A 19,793-nucleotide genomic window follows, 5' to 3' on the forward strand; every position below is an offset into this window, starting at 1 on the left:
TTGTGTATAAACTTATTTCATAACATTTCATACATTTGAACTTGTTTTGGGTTTAATCTGTAATTGGACTACGAATTTAATTTCATGGCAAAGCCCTAACTTTCCGGCCGGAAGTGTTCCACCACTTCCGGCTTTCCTTTTTAGGCTACCATATGCTGGGTAATGATCACGGCATAATGATAACCCTCCTTCCTTCGATCCTGGTTTTTACGTTCCCTGTCTGTTCAATTATCTTCAATGCCTGCGCAAGGTCTTTTGAACGCGACACCATCCCTCCAAATCTTAAATTATCCACATTTCCCTGGTATTCTACCTCAACATTATACCAGCGGGCAAACTTGCTCATAATGCTTTTCAAATCTTCGTCGGTAAAAAGGAAATAACCATTTTTCCAGGCCACAACCTCGTCGGTGTTAACCGGTTGTACCGAAATTGAATTATTTGCGTAATTGATATCAGATTGCTGACCAGGTTTCAGTAATCTGGATTGATTGGCTTTGATGGCTGATACCTTAACGGAGCCTTCTAATAAAGTAGTTTTAACCGAAGTTTCGTCCGTATAAGAGCTGATATTGAAGTGTGTACCCAAAACCTCCACCATCTGGTGGTTACTGATAACCTTAAATGGTTTATGTGCATTTTTAGCAACTTCGAAGTAAGCTTCTCCTGCTAATTCAACCTTGCGTACTGCACCATCAAAATTTGTAGGATATTTGAGTGAAGATCCGGCATTTAACCAAACCTTAGTGCCATCGGCTAAATTAACCTGGTATTGCCCTCCCTTTGGGATTTCAATAACATTGTATTCAGGCAAACCCGGAGCAGTGGCATGAGATGCAGAGTTTTCAACTGTGTAAACCAACTGACCATTTGCCGCCTTAGATACTTTTGTACCCGATTGTTTGGCCAGTTCGCCGGATGCGGCATCATCCAGGGTAATTTTTGAACCATCGGCTAAAGTTAGCAATGCTTTATTTCCTCCCGGGGCAATACTGTGCTTGTTTACAGGATGTGTGCTATTTTTTACGATGAAATATGAGCTGTTATACTTCATATAAAAAACCAAAGAAGCCGACGCGATCAGCAATGTTGTGATAGAAGCCGCCACAAACCACCTCCTCAGAAAAATCATTTTTTTAGGTGCAGATTCACGTTTTTTTATCTCTGACAGTATCTTGCTGTACAACTCGCTCTTTGTTACATTTTCATTGCCCATTTCAAGCTCATCCCATTGCAGCTTGTTTTTTTGGAGTGTATCATAATAGCTTAGCAATCGGGCCTCTTCTTCGGGAGTAGCCTCGTTTGATAAGTATTTGTTTATTAAGGTTATTAGTGTTTCTTTTTCCATTTGGGTAGTTATTGTATGTAAGTAACCCTGAACAGGCCATACCCCCAAAGAATAATAAAATATTTCTACAGCATTAAGGAATCATGAAATTTTTGAGAGTAAAACCTGTAATAATATCTAAGGAAGGGATAAATGCAACCAGATACAGGTAAAAAAGCTTAAAACCAACGCCCGCATAACATAATGGCGGCTATGCAAACAAAATCGCCCAGCGTTTTACGTAAGCGGTTCAGGGCTACAGTCAGTTGGTTCTCGACTGTTTTTGGCGCGATACCCAGCCGTTCGGCAATTTCTTTGGTTGATAAGTGTTCTTTGCGGCTCATAATAAAAATCTGGCGGCATTTTTCAGGTAACTCAGCAATACCTTGTTCCAGCAAACGGTTAATTTCTTTTTCAGACAGGAGCTCCTCGCCGCCGTTATTGCTAAAAAGCTCCTCCAGCCTGTTAAAAAGATCGGCTCTTATTTTACCCGAACGGATAACATTAAACACCTGGTAACGAACAGATGTATATAAATAGGCATTTAACGAAGTGAGTTTAAGATTGGCCCGTTTCATCCACAGGTTTACCAATACTTCCTGGGTTACATCTTCAGCTACCTGGCGATCTCTGATGATGTTATATGCTGAAAGATAAAGCTTTGACCAATATTTATTATAAATACGTTCAAACGCCCCAAGGTCATTTTCCCTGATCAATGCTATAAGATCCTCATCCGTCATCAGCTGAATTTCCAGGCTATTCATTCTGCATTATAAAATTTATAATTGGCATCGTCCAAAGAATGTACTTATTATCGATTATTGGTTTTAACTTTTTAAAATTAAAAAAGCTATTCCTCAGGGGCTTGGTGTAAGCCATTTATGTTAAGCTTTTCAAAATAATCAGAAGTTATAAATAAAGTCAAAAAAAAACTGAAAATGAAAGCGGGCAAACAATAAATATAAATAATTAAAACGTTTTTTTTGTGATTTATAAGCTATTCAGTCGTTCCTGCGCGGCCTGAAGTGTTTCGGCGGCAGTCTTATTTTTCAACTCGCCTATGTCAAAACCTTCCAATATATTTTTTAGCTGAAGCAATTTATCCTGCTGTTTATTTTTTATAAACCCTTCCTTTAAAATATTAATTTTTTCAAAATCCTGGATGCCCTCGATCAATCGTTCCAGGCGAACAGAGGACCGTGGACCGGGATAAACGAGGTAAGCATCGCCCGATGACCATGCCCCAAATCGTGTATCACGTAAAGGATCTTTGGTCCAGCAATTGTAAGCCCATCTCAAATACCCGTCATATCCTTTGTAAGCGGCATGCCATGCCAGCCAAACCGACTCGGCCGGGGCCGAAAAACTGAATGTATTGGGATATCCTTCTGTGCAGCAGGTATAATAGGTGGTATTTAGACCCGATTCCCTGCGCAAACGAATTGTTGCCTCATCCATTAACTGATTTGACGCCACACTATAATCAAACAAATCTCTTTCAATTTCTGGATGATAATTGCCTGCTAACGAAATCTTAAAATTTTTATCAGCGCTTTTTATTAACGCAATAGCTTTTTGCATATCGGCCATGGATCTTTCGTCCATAGCTATAGTGGTTTTATTAAACCATCCTTTTTCTTTAAGATGGCGGGCAAAATCCATCAGCATTGGGCGCCAATGTGCCTCGTATTCTGCCGAGCCGGGTTTAGCCACGATCATCGTTTCTTTTCTCAGGGCTTCGTCATAGTAGTAAAACTTTAGATTCCAGGGAATCATACTATAGCAGTTGATTAACTTATTAATCCCCAATGACATCATAAAAGACACCCACTTATCAAATATTGAATAATCATATCTCCATGAGCCATTCTTATTTTTTGTCCATTTTATCATCGATCCGTAAGTATCATAGGTTTGGCTATTCCACGGATCATGAATAAGTGTAGTTGTAATTACTTTCTGCCCGGTATTTGCCAGCATTTTCATGTAAGGGCGCATTACATAAAAATGTTGCTTTGACCATGGCTTTACACCATATACCCGGGCCACCGAATAGGGATTTTGCCACAAGTCAAGGTGAAATTTCCAGTGCTCCGGTGCAGGCAAGGTATGATTAAGCACTTGTATAGCGTAATGTAAAATTAAAGGCGGTGCATTTTTCCCTTCAATTACCTTCACATTCCCTCTGTAAAGGCCTTCAACAGCAGTAGCCGGTACACTCACACTTAACCAAACCGGCCGGGTTGTATTTTTACCCGCCGGAAGCATTTTTACAGGGTCAATAACATCCTCAACAAGGCTGGAATCATGGCCGGGCAATATACCACAGCCACCGCCTTCTTTGTTTAACCCATCGGCCATCACATAACGTACAAAACTCACGTTTATATTTTTTTCGGGGATTTCATGCCCTTTACCATCTTTAAGTTTACTCCATATAAAGCTTAGTTGTTTCAGGTTCCGGGTTGTCCATATCAGGAATTGAGTATGCACTTTTTCTCCTTTCCACGCTTTGGTTTTCCATTGAGCCTGCAAAGGAGATATGGCAGGAGCATTATGTTTATCATAACGTATATCGGCGGTAGCAAAACTTACATAAACCCCGGGTTTCAGCGCACTCCAGCCTGCCCGTTTTACAGGTTTGGGATCCGGAAGCTCCTGGTAAGTTCCATCAACTTTAACCTGTGCCAAAGCCACTGAACTATATAATACCATTATTAATATAAGTTTCATTCTCATAAAATCGTCGTTTTTCCGGGATCTACATTATCAATAATAAAAACAAAAAACTCTGTGCTATTACCTTGCAAATAACTTCAAACACATATAAATGCCGCATGGCTATGTTAAGCTTCAAGCTTTATTTCCCCAAAAAACTCCGGGTGGTGAAAGTCGGGGTCGTCGCATTCAATATTATGCCACGTTAAAAAGTGTGGCTCAGGTAGTTCATCTCCACATTTATAAAAATTAGCATGGCATTGTTGTCCTTTTAATGATGTAAATGAATGATGATAAAACACATCCAACGGTAACATCAGGGTAAGCTCCCAGCTAATATCGCCATGCCCAATATTTGTTTGCTGTGTTAACCGCACCTGAGACTTTATAAGCCGTATTAGCTTTTCAGGTGATAACTCGCGATTTTCCCTGCCCCTTCCGAACCCAAGCGAACAAGTGCCGATACAGTTAAACCCAAAATTGTAATACTCCAGCTCGGTACCAAAACCAATGAAAAATTCCACACAGCTATCCTGGTGAACAGGTTCATTAGGTTTGTAACAGGAAGCTTTTATCGCTTTTTCTTTTACGTAATATTTCAACATAAAACAATCGGTACTGTAAGCTATTGCAAAATGAACATCGGGTTTGTAATTATAATCGGGCCATGGTACAATTCCAACAAGGTGCTTCTCCTGCTCGTCTAACAAAACAGACATGTGTTCAATAGGGCTGCTTTTGTCCACATCTTCTAAAAATGCTACTGTAAGTTCCATTATTTAATTTCGGTTGTTATCTGTATGTACTTTTTTGCTGTGTTATGAATTATCTGATCAAAAACGTCGTAATTTTTCTCAAGCTTACTAAGCAGCTCGAACTGCGCCCTGGCTCGCTGTAAATTATGTTCGGGAGAGTGGATCTTGTAATAAACATCCCCTTCTATATAATCCGTCAGGAAACGCACACCCTGCATATAGGGTATTAATAAAACTCCCATCGAAAGCGATTTAACTTCTGTATCTGACAAAAAGCTACCGGCGTATTCAAAATACCCCGCTGCATAAGCTTTAAATAAGGGGATGTTTAGCTCTATTTTAGTAACATCCTGCTCATCCTCGGGCGCGGTATTGATGATAGTGCGGATGGCATCGCCAAAATCATATGCCACATAGCCTGGCATAACTGTATCCAGGTCAATTACACATTGTTCATGATCATTTATATCAAGCAATATGTTATTGAATTTGGTATCGTTATGAATAATGCGCAGCGGCAATTTCCCTTCCTTTCCCAAATTCATGATAGTAGCCATCTGATCTGCTCTTTCAATTATAAACGACAACTCAGTCAAAACATCCTTAATCCGGTTTTTCGGATCAGCCAATACCGCTTTGTTTAAACGATCAAGCCGCATGGTGATGTTATGAAAGTCTGGTATGGTTTCGTAAAGTAATCCGCTATCAAGATCTGACAACAGTAACTGGAATTTTCCAAATGCTTTTCCGCCTTCATAAGCTTGCTGTTCGGTTAATACCATGTCATAACTCTTGGTATCTTTCAAAAAACAATACATTCTCCAGTAATTACCTGTTTCATCACAAAAAAAACACTGTTTGTCTTTAGCCGAAACTATTGTCAGTACTTCTTTGTCGGGGCTTGAACCCGGAATGCCGGTCAATTTTTCTTTTAAATGATCTGTTACTAATTGTACATTTTTCATCAAAGCCGGAACGTTTTCAAACACATGATGATTGATTCGCTGAAGCAAATACCCTGGCAAACCCGGGTTTGTATTTTTCAAATGAAATGTATCGTTTATGTGCCCGGACCCATACGGAATAATAGCTGCGACATTTCCTTCAATGCAAAAATTAGATACTATTTCAGAGATATTATATGACATTTATTTTTCGTTTATACGTTGCGATCAGGAAAATGTTTACGAACACATTAAATTAACATAAACACCTTGATACAAATATAATTATATTAGTGTGTTCGCACACATTTTGTTAATTTTTTGTTACTATTTTTTTTGAGGACAATGCGCCGGAAAAACCTTCGGATTATATAAATGAAACAGATTAGTCAGCGAGAACTTATCGGCGAATACCACGCTGAGCTGAGCCGCTCTGGTTGTGTACAAAAATGTTATTAAAAAAGTTTTTTGCGTACAAGGACACTAAGCCGCAAATGGGAAACTTAAAAGCATAGCGCCTTTGTGAGAGATCAAGTAATTTATTGTACCGTTTTTCTTTAACCCATAAAAATTGGGCTTTGGCAGAAAAGGATTTGACCAGGGGTTGAACCGGATAACCGAACAATGGCGGATACAGACCTGTGAATGAAGTATAATTAGCTAAGGAGAGATCAAATATCTAAATAAACGACATCCTCATCATCAACATAATAGTTCACATTTTCTTTTGTAACGATATCAAGCGGAAGATACTTAATAATTGGCACTTCTTTTTTGAACACCAGGCTGTCGGTTAATTGATAGATACCCCAATAACCTTGTCCCTTAGGGTTTTGATTAATCAGGAAACTGATTGTCCCTTTGTTCAGAAAATACAGATTAGGAGGCAATAAATCATATCCTATTATTTTAATATGTTTTATATAGCGCTGTTCCAGGTACTTCGCAATTTCATGAGCTTTAGATGTTGTCACGAAAATACTGCCTAAATCAGGGGTGCTGTCAATAACATCCCCCAGTTGTTTCATAAAAACTGCGGCATTTGACCTGTTTAACTCAACCCTCAGAATTTTGTACTGATGATCCAGGTTATTTTGAGAAAAATAATTGCGAAATCCCTGCTCCTTTTTTAAAAGGTGAGCGGCGTTGCTCGTCTCTTCATCAATGTGCGCAATTAAAACAGAGCAGGAATCGGGTTGTCCATAATGAATAAGCTTACCAGCCAAAAAACCACTCTGATATGAATCCTGGCCGATATAACTTAAGGGCTCACATTCAGCAATTTGTGTATTAAACAACACAAATGGAATTTCAGCAGCCTTCCATTTCTCGAAAAAAGGTAGGGTTTCCCTGTAAAATATAGGCGATAAAATTATGCCGTCCGGCTTATCATTGGTTAATTTACTGGCCTTGCTTATAAATGAATCTACATCATATGGATCAAAGACATATTGTTGTACAATAATGCCATATTGCTTTAAGTCTTTCTCTGCCTTTTCAATACCGGCCTTAGGCGCATACCAATAGGAATCAATTTCATGATCAGGTATCAAGGCCGCTATTTGGTATATTTTATTTGATCCCAAAGCCCTTGCCATAAGATTGGGCTCGTAATCCATCTCTTCAATAATTTTGAGCACTTTCTCTTCTACCTTTTTTGACACCCGCCCGCGTTTATGCAGTACTCTGTCAACCGTACCTGTCGAAACCTTCGCTTTTTCGGCAATGTCTTTAATGCGAACAATTTTATTCTTCATAATAAACTTTAGCGTAGAAAAGATAGCAAAAGTAATTTAATATAACCCATCTCATCAATATCGACTATCATTTGATAGAAATTACTTTTAAAACGATTCCGCTATACTGAACTTATTTCTGCGTTTCACATGTCAAGCGCATTTCATACCCGCATCTTTATTATTTTTTAAGATATGGCACCAATGTTACCGCCAGCTTTTGATAACCAACCTCATTGGGGTGCAAGCCATCCCCGAAAAGTGATTCATCGATCTTCCCTTTATGGTTAAGCAATAATTTGCCCGGATCAATAAAACGGACTTGGGTTTGAGCTGCCAGTTTAGCAATAGCTTTATTAAGCACCTTTATCCGGCTTTCCATTGCCCTCCTGGGCAGCAAACCCGATAAAAGAACCTCCGCTGTGGGCTGACGTTCCTTCACAGCCAGCACAAGCATTTTCAACCCTTCTGATATTTCCTGGTCACTGCAGGCAGACAAGTTATTAGTGCCTATCATAATCATCACTTTGTCCGCCTTAAACCCGTCTATTTCTTCATGGTATACGCGCCATAGCACGTTCTCTACCTGGTCCCAGCCAAAACCAAAATTTTTCACACCCAGAGGTTCCATATATTTATCCCACGAATCAGCTCCTCTTGCTAAAGGCGCCTTAGGCTCACCACCCCAGTAATTCAGGATCGAATTACCAAGAAATACAATCTTTGGCGAACTGGTTTTGATAAGCGTTAATATTTCATTATGCCTGTTTCGCCAGTCATAATACCCATCCCTGCTTTGTACTGCGGGCCGCGTGGTTGAATAGCGGCCAATTGGTTCATTAATTATAACACGGATTGCTTGCTCATATGCTGCGGCATACTGCTCCATTCCGATATCATTAGGATGTAAGCCATCAACTGTTGAGTTGATACCAAACCCGATTTCTTTGCCAGTCAATAAATAAATACCCTTTGTTCCGGCTGCAATCAACTTTGAATAAGCCAGGTCAAGCACTTTATTAACATGACCATAACCAGCATTTCTACCCGTATCCAATAGTCCGCCCGCGTTCCCCCCGCTGTGTTCAACAAGCAATATCGGCACCAATGGGTGCTTCTGCTTTAAAGTTTGTATCGCTGCAGATAAACGTGCTTCGATTTCCTGGTCAGAAAAACTTATCATATTAGGCATACAATCAAGCACATATACTTTCGCATCCACCTCTGCCATCAGATCAATAACTGATTTCTCAAGCAATCCGGAGCCAGAAAAACCAAGATTAATCAACGGGCGATCCAGCGCGCGCTGCAAAATGGAGGTCCATGCTAAACCTGGCCTTGAAGCACAGGCCCCCTGCGCAATGGATGTTCCGTATACAAGCACCGGCTTTTCTTTGGATAAAGGCATAAAATTAAATGCACTACCAGGTGGAATGCCTATTTCAAGCCATGATAACGAATTATACAAAGGCAGAAAAAGCCTGTATTCATAACTTCTCCCCGCAAAATCGGCACTTACCTTAATATTTGAAAACCGGTAAGTAATAGTATCCTTAAACGAGAAACTGCCCGGAGCAAGGCACCATTGGCCATTAGCATCCAATACATAAAGGTCCAATCCGCTTACACCAGTGGCCGGCATATGTGACATGGCAAACTCGCCATTAACCTTATACCGGATAACCAGGTTTTGAGCATCTGTTTTAAACTTAATGTACAACCCAGCACTGCTATGCGAGATGTTCCACACATTAGGATTAAGGCCCTTTTGAGCACGCGCCGGAAACCTGTCATAACTGCCCGCCGCTTCTTTTGACCAGGCCTGCCCTTCTATAACCGGAAAATCAGTCTTAACCGGGTCATACCATTTATATGGAGCTAAATTTTGCGAAAAGGATGTCTTATTGAAAAAGCAAAGGATTAACAATACCACTACGAATACGCGTTTCATTTTTATTTATTTAAAAGCAATGTTGCCATACACACCATCGTGCGGGCCAATGCGTTTGCGCGCACACTTGTAATATCAATTTATAATTCAAATCAGAAGACAAACAAATGATTAAACCGTCATTTTACAGGTATAGCGTTTAAAACCATCACTTCAAACGGCTCAAGCTTAACATCATGAACGGTTCCCTTAAACACATACGACTTCGTTTCTTTACTGTTAACTTTCGCATTATAAAAGATATAATCTGGATTACTATTTGATGGCAATTCAAATACTTCCCGGGTATTAACCAGGTATGTTTTAGCTGTATTTGAGGGATTTCTTAAGGTAAGAACAGCCTTTTTCGGCGACCAGGCTGCAAAACCGTAAACATCCCCTTTGGATGGGTCGCCGCCTACCCAATGTACATCCGGCATAATATCTGCATTTTCGCGCGACCATTTTATGGCAGCGGCAAGGCAATTCCAGTTGGCCTCGTTTAACTTATGAGGATTGATATACAACTCCTGCAAACTGGTTCCAGATCCAAAAAACGACCATATCTCGTCAGAAATATCTTTATCATCCATGTCAAACTTAGCAGGCGCACCATTATCCGCGATACAAATCCCGTGATACATCAGGGAGCTTAAAGGGTAAAGGGGAGCGCGCATTACAATATTCTTATAGGCCTGACCATCCCGGTAATTGAGCCATTGCTGACGGCCATTGCCCTGCCCTTGCGTGTTTGTATCCCAGCCATTTCGCCAAATTACATCACCATATTTAAGCCAGAAAGGCGACGGCCAGGTACCTATGGTGAGGCTAAAATACAAATCCCGTTTTACCTTACGCAAGCCCGTTACTAAATCCAACAAAGACTCCATATCTGTTTGATATTCAACCGTAGCACCTGTAGACTGATCCCCCGCCCCTACACCATCAAATTTAAACATAGAGATACCATCACTGGTCACGAACTTAGCGGCAGTACTTTTAAACCTGGACGAATAAACCGGACCGGAAAGAGAAAACCCATGCAAATTAGTTTCAAAAGGAGGATTTTGGCTTCGGCCATATTGTAGCCGCTGTTCCTTTGCCTGCTCGTAACCTCCCCAGGGCGACATCCACACGCCCAATGAAGCTCCGTATTTGTCAGCCAGCGCTTTAATGTTATCAAAACCTGCCGGAAAATTCTTTTGGCTGATCTGCCACAATGTTTGGTTGTCATCCCAGCCATCGTCAAACAAAAATGCGTTTAAGCTAATATGACGTTTCGCCGTAAGACTGTCGCCAAATGCCTGAATACGATCAATACAACCAGCTTCAGTTAACTTACGATCGGCCCAGGAAAGGTCATACCACGAATTATAATGAAGCATCTGGCGGTATGGCACCGCTCTTTCCCGTTCCAGGTAATAAAGAAAGCCCCTCCGTAACTGCCTTTTAGGGGCAATGCCCCATACAGTAGATGCTTCGAAATCAAGAGTTGGCTCCTGCCGCTCAATATAGCTGCTGATCCGGCCATGCTGATTATTGTATTTGCTTATCGGACTTTCACAGGCAAAAAAGAAATCATCCGATACCATTGGCGATCCGTCCACAATCCCCAACGGCTTAATGCCCGTTTCTGCCGGAAAATTGATCAGATTCAATTTCCTGATCTTTAAAGAGTCTTTCAAAGCAAAAACGACGAAAACTTGTCTGATATAATTGGAATTATCTTTCAAAATAGCTTCCCACTTTACACGAATGCCATATTTCACATTCAAAAATTCGGCTAAAATTTCCACACCATCTTCCTTTTCAGAAAATTTAACTGCCTCAGGATCTCCTTTGATCTGAACAATTTTCGGAGTGGTACTTAATTGAAAATCAGCAGAATTTATTACAGTACCATCCTTAAACTCTAATCCAAATAAAGGAGAGCCTTTTAAATTAATTTGTTTCTTATTCTGAACGGCAGATTCGTTTATGGCAATTATCGATTTACCAGCAAGCCACTTTACAGATAAACAATTATTTTTTAAAACCAGTGCCCCCTTAGTCGAAAACACCAATGCCTTGCCCGGTTTTACACCCGAAAGAAAAACATCCTGAGCTTTAGTAACGCTTGTTAGGCCGATACAAATTAAAAACAACAGTCTTTTTAGCATAGTTGATAAATTACGAGAAAAATAAAATAATAATTTGTGTGTGTGCGCACACAAATATAAAACATAATGAATACCCTAAAAATTGGAAGGAGCCTGTTTGACACTCCATATGGGCAAAAATGATGAGATCATATGTATCGTGCGAGAATACAGTGCAAAACAATCGGTTGCGCCTTTTTTCAGCCACAGGCGCAGCATCAGGCTAATTTCGAGAGGAGAACGGTATATGCCGCAAATAAAAGACATACTTCATTACAGATAGCGCCATAAGTTATGCCTGTCACTTCCAGGTGGTAGTGATATTAGCTGCTAAATCAAATTCCCCATGTAAAAACTACCTATGGGCATAAAAAAAGCCCATTTACTTATGTAAATGAGCCTTATAAAAGCGGGTAAGCAATGGGGCTCGAACCCACGACCCCCAGAACCACAATCTGGTGCTCTAACCAACTGAGCTATGCCTACCGTTTTGTTTTTCGAGTGTGCAAAAATAGAAATCTCCTGGTTAATTGCAAACTCTTTTTTAAAATTACATTAAGCTTACCCGTTTAATTTAGAATGATTATGCATAATAAGTATTTTTGTAACATGGCTGAGCAATTGATAGAACTAAATGTGACCGGCATGCATTGTAATAATTGCGCGATGTCCGTCCATAAATTCCTCGAAAAAAAAGGTTTACACAATATCCTGGTCGATTTTGCCGGCGAAGAGGTAAAATTTTCAACCAACGATGAAACCCGGCTGCCTGAAATAAAAAAAGGGATAGAAAGTTTAGGTTTTAAAGTTGTCGAGGATCTCAGCACCCATTCGGTACCGTTTTACGAACGGGTAGAAAACAAATTTGTCTTCTGCGCCATCTTTACCGCACCACTTTTGCTGCACATGATATTACCCTGGCATTTTCTGCATCAGCCCATTATTCAATTGTTATTATGTCTGACGGTTTTTATTGTTGGGTGTTTGCATTTTGGTAAAAGCGCCATCAACTCACTTAAAGGCGGCGTTCCTAATATGGATGTGCTCATTTTTTTGGGTTCAACGTCGGCATTTGTCTATAGCCTTATCGGCACAATACGTAACCTGGGGCCACAATACCAGTTTTATGAAACCTGTGCTACCATTATAACACTGGTACTGCTGGGCAATGTGTTTGAAAAACGCTCGGTAAGCCAAACTACTTCAGCAGTAAAAGATCTGATCAAGTTTCAGCAAGTAAATGCTAACCGGATAATAAACGGCAGCGTTGAGGTAATCAATGCCAAAGAAGTGCGCGCTGGTGATACACTGCTGATTAAGCAGGGCGATAAAATACCTGTTGACGGCGAAATCCTTTCGGGCGAAGGCTCGGTTGATGAAGCCATGCTTACCGGCGAAAGCATCCCTGTTGAAAAACAAAAATATGATAAGGTTATTGGCGGCACTATATTAATTAACGGCAATTTCCACATGCTGGCAACCGGTGTTGGGTCAAATACCATCCTTGCTCAGATCATCGATTTGATGAAAAAAGCTCAGGCGGCCAAGCCTCCCGTACAAAAACTGGGTGATAAGGTTGCAGCTGTATTTGTACCTGCGGTAATACTGATAGCGCTTACTACTTTTATACTTACCTATTTTGTTGGCAGTTCAGACTTACAACATGCTGTCATGAATGCAATTGCTGTGCTGGTGATATCTTGTCCATGTGCCATGGGTTTAGCCACGCCCACCGCTGTTATGGTTGGCTTGGGCCGGGCAGCTAAGAACGGCATCCTGGTAAAAGGCGGAGATACGATTGAAGCCGTTACTAATACCAGATATGTAGTGTTTGATAAAACAGGTACCCTTACAACCGGCAAGTTTACCGTTAATGAGATCAGGATTGAGAATGGTGCGGATATAGAACACATCAGGGGCATGATCACTGCTATTGAGGAACGATCTAATCATCCTATAGCCAAATCGCTTGTAAACGGTTTAAAAGGATTACCTCAGCAAAAGCTCATTTTAAAATCGGTTAAAGAAGAAAAAGGCCTGGGTATGCGTGCAGAAGATATCCACGGCAATAATTACTTTTTGGGTACAGCGAAAACCAACCACCAGGCCAGTTTCAACATTGCGCTATATAAAAACCAGGTACTGATGGCGCAAATTGCTGTCGATGACCAGATAAAACCAGAAGCCTCCACTCTTATAACTCAACTTAAACAAATGGGTATTATCCCGGTACTGTTGAGCGGTGATAAAAAAGACCGTTGCCTTAGCGTAGCTCATCAATTAGGTATCACAGAGGTTCATGGCGAAAAACTTCCCGAAGAAAAACTGAAGGTGATTGACATTTATAAACAAAAAGGTAAAACCATTATGATAGGTGACGGCATTAACGATGCTCCTGCCCTAACCCATGCCGATGTTGGCATATCTATGAATGACGCCAGTCAGGTGGCAATTCAGTCGGCCAGTGTGGTACTATTAAATACCGACCTGCAGTCGGTGATTAAGTTTTTACAGATCAGCAGGCATACGCTGCTTACCATAAAACAAAACCTTTTCTGGGCCTTTGCCTATAATATCATAGCTATCCCAGTGGCAGCAATGGGTTTCCTTAATCCTATGGTTGGCGCACTGACCATGGCATTTTCGGATGTAGTGGTGATAGGTAATTCATTGAGGTTGAAGATTAAAAAGATTGATGGTCGATAGACCATAGTCCATAGTTTTATTTGCTTTAGATCAATGCAACGTATGATTTAAAGTTTCTTACTTTTGCCATGGACTATAAACTATTGTCCATGGACTTAAAATATGATCGAGATTTTTACAGACGGGGCTTCAAGCGGTAATCCGGGACCAGGTGGATATGGTGTGATATTACGTTCGGGACAGCATTATAAAGAGCTATCTGAAGGATTTCGCAAAACTACCAATAACCGGATGGAACTGTTGGCGGTAATAAAAGGCTTGGAAGCGCTGAAAGCTCCCAATCAGGATGTAATGATCTTTTCCGATTCTAAATACGTTATTGATGCCATTGAAAAGCGCTGGGTTAATGGCTGGGTTGCCAAAGGCTTCGCAGGCAAAAAAAACAAAGACCTGTGGATGCGCTATTTAGAGATTAGCAAACTGCACAAAATTAAATTTACCTGGGTACGCGGTCATAATGGGCACCCTGAAAATGAACGCTGCGATCAACTGGCTGTAGCGGCAGGTAAACGTCCTCCCCTGCTTATTGATTCGGTTTTTGAGGCGGAGAATGCAAGGGCGGGGATGGTGTAACTAATCACCTATTCACAATTTACCATTTCGACGAACCTGACATGGAAAGCGCGTGAGCGGTGAGGAGATATCTTATACCTCATGCTTTAAGCCATGCATCGTTGCTTTACAAAGCGTAGAAGATTTCTCTTTCGCCCCAATGCTCAAATCCATTCGGCTCATTCAAATAACAAAGCTTTCTGCTTCCTACCCTGCCAACTCAATCACCTGTAAGTCCTGGATCTTATCGCCATCAATGTTAAACCTTAACAAGGTGCGCACCTTATGCCAGCCCTGCTTACCTGCCGCACCGGGGTTCATGTGCAGGCAATTGATCTTCTTATCAAACATCACTTTTAAAATATGTGAATGCCCGGTGATAAACAGCCTGGGTGGATTACTGTAAATTTCAGCTTTGATGTTTTGACTATACCTGCCGGGATAACCTCCGATGTGGGTCATCCATACATCTACATCTTCGCATTTAAAGCGTATATGTTCGGGGTAAACAATTCGTACATCTTTATCGTCAATATTGCCATATACGCCTTTTAACGGCTTGAAAGCGGCAAGCTTGTCGGCCAGTTCAATGGTGCCGAAATCTCCGGCATGCCAGATCTCGTCGCAATTCTCAAAATGTTTAAAAACGGCATCGTCGAGGTAACTGTGAGTATCAGAAATTAGGCCTATGCGGGTCATGGGATAAAGATACGTAGTAAGAGGTAAGAATTAAGATGCAAGAATCAAGATAGGGGTTAAAATATCGTCAGGAAATCTTTTAACATTTCACGGTATGAGTCTGTGTATACTTTTGGTTCGCTGTAGATCACAAATTTATCGGCTATCGTCTGCGTGTCGTTTTTTCCAAAAGCAAGAATTTCCCGGTGTGCGGCATCATTCTTAAAAGAGTGTATACCGATCGTTTCTTGCAGATAAAGTCCGTTTTGCGAGGCGAGGTCTTTCACCAATACCGAAGTATCTGTGGGCAGTATCAGCCAACAAATACCCTGCTCGGTAAGTTGCGGGGCAACTACCGATATTAGTTTTTCGAAGAAACCATCAGCAGCATGTTTGGCTAAATTTGTTTTAACTCCCGGTGATTGCAGGGAGTTAATATAAAACGGCGGATTTGATACAATGAGGTCATATCTCTTTCCAGGATAATCTTCAAAAAACTGTTCAAATCCATTTGCATAAAGTGTTAATCTGTTTTTAAATGGCGAATTGTTGAAATTGTTTTTTGCTGTTATAGCCGCCTGCTCATCAATTTCAACTGCGTCTATTTTGGCATCCGTGAAACGTTGCGCCAGCATCAGGGCGATTACGCCTGTACCGGTACCGATATCCAGTATGTTCAACGGCTCGCCTTCGCCGGCTATAGCACCCAGCAATACGCCATCGGTATTGATCTTCATGGCACAGCCGGTTTGGTCAACGCTGAATTGTTTGAAACGGAACATGAGGGCGAAGTTATCTATTGGTTGGGAATAAACTGCACTTCTGCTAAATAACTTACATCGTCGCCCTCTTGGCCGGGCGGGGGCCAGTTACTTTACCTTAGATGCAAAGTAACCAAACATCAAGGCAAAAAAATGCGTCCCCCCACAGGCCATGCTCCCTGGCCCGCTTTTTTGCCGGGCCTTTACCCGCTTTCGTTTTGGGATTTATAACATTATTTTATTTGCCCAAAGATCCATCCTTTCATGAAGTCGTAATTTCTTTTCTTGTTTCTTGGCTCTCACTGTCCTGAATCTCCTCCCCTCCTCGTCAGCAGGTAAGCTTCGGGAGAAAGCGGGCAGAACAATGGTGGCCTTGTGCGGCTGCAGGGGCATAGCAAGTTTTTGCAGAAGCATTGGGCACATGCGAAGCGGGGCAAAATAATTGCAGCCCGTGGTTATGCCCGGTTTGCAGGGCAAAGGCCAAACAAAGGCATGTGCACTGGCCGGTGCGGCAAAGAAGCCTATCTGCTGACTTGACTTTTTGGTTACTTTTGTGTCAAGACAAAAGTAACAGCCATCCCGCGGCAATTGAGCGGGCCAATGATTGTTAATACCAACAAAAGCTATTTAAAAACGAAGCAGACTTGTCCTGTGGGATCGCCGAAATAAATTCGGCACGACTACCTAAATTAGATCTCATACAACTCCAGCGGCAAACCATCCGGATCGGCAAAAAATGTAAAGCGTTTGCCCGTAGTTTCATCTACACGAATAGGTTCAATATCAACTCCAAAAGAAGAGATATGCGCTACCGCCTCACCCAGATCATCAACCTCAAAAGCTAAATGACGTAAACCTGCCGCTTCAGGACGCGAAGAACGTGCAGGCGGATCAGGAAAAGAAAAAAGCTCGATCTGGTAGAAGTTTCCCACTTCCAGATCAAGCTTATATGATTGTCGTTGTTCGCGGTAAACTTCGCGGACTATTTTTAAGCCAAGTACTTCTGTATAAAACCGTTTGGATTTTGCATAATCCGAACAGATGATAGCTATATGATGTACCCGGTTAAGTTTTAACATTATTCGCCTAAAATACCGTGAAGGATGTTAGCATGAACCATTTTCAGGTCGGTAACATGACCGAAGGCTTCTTCATCAACAGTTAAACCACCGTTGGTTACAGTGCCCAATAAGGTAAATTCAACCTCACTGGTAGCCATCACCTCAACAAAGCGCTCCTCCTCTTCGGGTGCAACGCTTACCACTACCCTGCCTTGTGCCTCGCCAAACAGGAAGGCATCTTTACGGATACTGTCATCAGTAGCTATATCAAAACCAAGTCCGTTAGGCATGGCCGACTCTAACAGGGCAATGTATAAACCACCATCAGCAACGTCATGGGCCGATTCAACCACTTTGTGTTTAATCAGTTCCTTAACAGTTTGCTGCATATCGTATTCTTTATCGATATCGAAATGCGGCGCAGGTGCTTTAGTTATTTTATGCCATGAAGCAAGGTATTGTGATGACGCGATATCATTAACCGATTCACCGATCAGATAGATCAAATCGCCAGGCTGTTTAAAGTCGGCAGTCATGATGTTTTCAACGTTGTCCATCACACCTAACATACCAATAGTTGGCGTAGGGAATACCGAACCACCATCGGCCGATTGGTTATAGAAACTCACGTTACCACCGGTAACAGGGGTTTCAAACTTGCGGCAGGCATCGCCCATACCTTTAATAGCGCTCACAAACTGCCAGTAAACTTCAGGAATGTAAGGGTTACCAAAGTTTAAGCAGTTGGTAATAGCAACCGGCTCGCCGCCGGCACAGGTAATGTTACGTGCAGCTTCGGCAACGGCAATGGCAGTGCCTTTATATGGGTCGGCGTATACGTAGCGCGAGTTACAATCGGTAGTTAACACGATGGCTTTGTCGGTGTCTTTTACGGCAACAACGGCAGCATCGCATGAACGGTTGGCGGTCATAGTTTGTACACCTACCATGCTATCGTACTGGTCGGTTACCCAACGTTTTGAAGCAATATTAGGATGGCCAACCAAATGCTCTGCAACCTCAACCAGGTTTGCAGGCTCGGCAACGTCGTCTATATTGAATTTCTGGTTTTCGGCAAAGTATGCAGGCTCACGGTATTCGCGTTGATAAACCGGGGCACCGCCACCTAATACAAGGTCATCGGCAGGCACATCGGCAACTTTTTCGCCGTGCATAAAGTACTCCAAACGTTTGGTATCAGTAACTTCACCAATAATGGCGCAGTTAAGGTCCCATTTGTCAAAAATGTCTTCAACTTCTTTTTCGCGACCTTTATGAACTACGATCAGCATACGCTCCTGTGATTCAGAAAGCAGGATCTCGTAAGGTTTCATGTTGTCCTGGCGGGTTGGCACTTTGTCCAGGTCTATACGCATCCCGTGCTCGCCTTTGGCGCTCATTTCTGAGTTTGAGCAGATGATACCGGCAGCACCCATATCCTGCATACCAACAACGGCACCGGTTTTAATTACCTCAAGGGTAGCTTCAAGCAACAATTTTTCCTGGAAAGGATCGCCTACCTGTACGGCAGGAAGGTCGTTTACCGAATCTTCGGTAATATCTTTAGAAGCAAAGGCGGCACCGTGGATCCCGTCTTTACCTGTAGCCGAACCAACTATATAAACCGGGTTGCCCACACCATACGATGTAGCAGAAACGGTTTCGCCAGCCTTAACAATACCGGCCGACATAGCATTAACCAGCGGGTTAACATTATAGCAATCGTCAAAAAACAATTCGCCGCCAACGGTTGGGATCCCGAAAGCGTTACCATAGTGGCTGATACCTTTAACCACACCTTTAACTAACCATTTGGTTTTGTCGAGGCTCAGGTCGCCAAAGCGTAATGAGTTAAGCTGTGCGATAGGCCTTGCACCCATGGTAAAAATATCGCGGTTAATACCGCCCACGCCTGTTGCAGCACCTTGATAAGGTTCAAGTGCCGAAGGGTGATTGTGCGATTCGATTTTGAAGGCACAGCCAATGCCATCGCCAAGGTCAACCAGACCGGCATTTTCTTCACCTGCCTTAGCCAGCATCCGCGGACTATCCTTTGGTAAAGTTTTAAGCCATGTAATTGAATTTTTATATGAGCAGTGCTCGCTCCACATAACCGAGAAAATAGAAAGCTCGGTAAAGTTGGGCACACGCCCTAATATTTCATTTATACGTGCAAATTCTTCGGGTAAAAGGCCCAGATCTTTAGCGGTTTCAACGGTGGTTAATTCCTGGTGCTCCAATGTAATATTGTTTTATTTGAAAGGATGCGCAAAAGTATGAAAAAAGGCGGAAAGGTTAAAGGCTAAAGGTGAAAGGTTTGGGAAACGCCAACATGAGTATCAGATCAATTGTAACAAAGCGGCTGTCCCAATTTTTTGATTCCCGAAAAAAAAATAAAAAAATCTCCGGCGTCTTTTTTTAAAAATGAGCATGTTCCAAATTTCGAGTGTAAAAACGCGGGACACCTTTTTTATGAAACACTTT

14 protein-coding genes and 1 tRNA gene are annotated in these 19,793 nt (G+C 41.8%); 2 read left to right on the top strand and 13 right to left on the bottom strand.

Annotated features, from left to right (window positions below):
• Nucleotides 1–166 precede the first annotated feature (166 nt).
• The 9 genes from IEX80_RS10350 to IEX80_RS10390 all read right to left on the bottom strand — a co-directional run bounded on the left by IEX80_RS10350 (nt 167) and on the right by IEX80_RS10390 (nt 12,037).
• Nucleotides 167–1,348, bottom strand: a complete 1,182-nt coding sequence (locus IEX80_RS10350) for a FecR family protein (protein WP_188832805.1) — start codon at nt 1,346–1,348, stop codon at nt 167–169.
• 158 nt (nt 1,349–1,506) lie between these two features.
• On the bottom strand, nt 1,507–2,094 hold the full coding sequence (locus IEX80_RS10355) for an RNA polymerase sigma-70 factor (RefSeq protein ID WP_188832806.1): 588 nt from the start codon (nt 2,092–2,094) through the stop codon (nt 1,507–1,509).
• A gap of 226 nt (nt 2,095–2,320) precedes the next feature.
• Nucleotides 2,321–4,063: a DUF4091 domain-containing protein gene (locus tag IEX80_RS10360; RefSeq protein ID WP_229701590.1), complete on the bottom strand. Its 1,743-nt coding sequence runs from the start codon at nt 4,061–4,063 to the stop codon at nt 2,321–2,323.
• Between the two features lie 113 nt (nt 4,064–4,176).
• Nucleotides 4,177–4,824: a carbohydrate-binding family 9-like protein gene (locus tag IEX80_RS10365; RefSeq protein ID WP_176627757.1), complete on the bottom strand. Its 648-nt coding sequence runs from the start codon at nt 4,822–4,824 to the stop codon at nt 4,177–4,179.
• On the bottom strand, nt 4,824–5,951 hold the full coding sequence (locus IEX80_RS10370; RefSeq protein WP_188832808.1) for a phosphotransferase enzyme family protein: 1,128 nt from the start codon (nt 5,949–5,951) through the stop codon (nt 4,824–4,826). Before IEX80_RS10370 ends, IEX80_RS10365 begins: the two co-directional genes overlap by 1 nt.
• 467 nt (nt 5,952–6,418) lie before the next feature.
• Nucleotides 6,419–7,504, bottom strand: a complete 1,086-nt coding sequence (locus IEX80_RS10375; protein WP_188832809.1) for a LacI family DNA-binding transcriptional regulator — start codon at nt 7,502–7,504, stop codon at nt 6,419–6,421.
• A gap of 160 nt (nt 7,505–7,664) precedes the next feature.
• Complete coding sequence (locus IEX80_RS10380; protein WP_188832810.1) at nt 7,665–9,434, bottom strand: SGNH/GDSL hydrolase family protein; 1,770 nt, start codon at nt 9,432–9,434, stop codon at nt 7,665–7,667.
• A gap of 119 nt (nt 9,435–9,553) precedes the next feature.
• Nucleotides 9,554–11,572: an alpha-amylase family protein gene (locus IEX80_RS10385; RefSeq protein WP_188832811.1), complete on the bottom strand. Its 2,019-nt coding sequence runs from the start codon at nt 11,570–11,572 to the stop codon at nt 9,554–9,556.
• A gap of 391 nt (nt 11,573–11,963) precedes the next feature.
• Nucleotides 11,964–12,037 (bottom strand) — tRNA-His (locus IEX80_RS10390).
• Nucleotides 12,038–12,160: 123 nt separating this feature from the next.
• Here IEX80_RS10390 and IEX80_RS10395 point away from each other — a divergent pair.
• The gene (locus IEX80_RS10395; protein WP_188832812.1) at nt 12,161–14,257 is read left to right on the top strand and encodes a heavy metal translocating P-type ATPase; all 2,097 of its coding nucleotides are present in this window, start codon (nt 12,161–12,163) and stop codon (nt 14,255–14,257) included.
• Nucleotides 14,258–14,359: 102 nt separating this feature from the next.
• On the top strand, nt 14,360–14,830 hold the full coding sequence (rnhA, locus tag IEX80_RS10400; protein ID WP_188832813.1) for a ribonuclease HI: 471 nt from the start codon (nt 14,360–14,362) through the stop codon (nt 14,828–14,830).
• A 186-nt stretch (nt 14,831–15,016) separates the two neighbouring features.
• Here the strand turns inward: rnhA and IEX80_RS10405 are convergent, their stop codons facing one another.
• The 4 genes from IEX80_RS10405 to purL all read right to left on the bottom strand — a co-directional run bounded on the left by IEX80_RS10405 (nt 15,017) and on the right by purL (nt 19,549).
• Nucleotides 15,017–15,508 (bottom strand): metallophosphoesterase family protein, encoded by a 492-nt coding sequence (locus IEX80_RS10405; RefSeq protein ID WP_188832814.1) that lies wholly within the window; start codon nt 15,506–15,508, stop codon nt 15,017–15,019.
• 56 nt (nt 15,509–15,564) lie between these two features.
• Nucleotides 15,565–16,269, bottom strand: coding sequence for a tRNA1(Val) (adenine(37)-N6)-methyltransferase (locus IEX80_RS10410; RefSeq protein ID WP_188832815.1), 705 nt, complete (start codon nt 16,267–16,269; stop codon nt 15,565–15,567).
• Nucleotides 16,270–16,937: 668 nt separating this feature from the next.
• Entirely contained in the window at nt 16,938–17,327 is a 390-nt protein-coding gene (gene gloA2, locus IEX80_RS10415; RefSeq protein WP_188832816.1) for an SMU1112c/YaeR family gloxylase I-like metalloprotein, read from the bottom strand.
• Nucleotides 17,327–19,549, bottom strand: coding sequence for a phosphoribosylformylglycinamidine synthase subunit PurL (gene purL / locus IEX80_RS10420; protein WP_188832817.1), 2,223 nt, complete (start codon nt 19,547–19,549; stop codon nt 17,327–17,329). Before purL ends, gloA2 begins: the two co-directional genes overlap by 1 nt.
• Nucleotides 19,550–19,793: the final 244 nt, after the last annotated feature.

Origin of the sequence: Mucilaginibacter rubeus, from assembly GCF_014643835.1 — a bacterium.
Lineage (GTDB): Bacteria > Bacteroidota > Bacteroidia > Sphingobacteriales > Sphingobacteriaceae > Mucilaginibacter > Mucilaginibacter rubeus.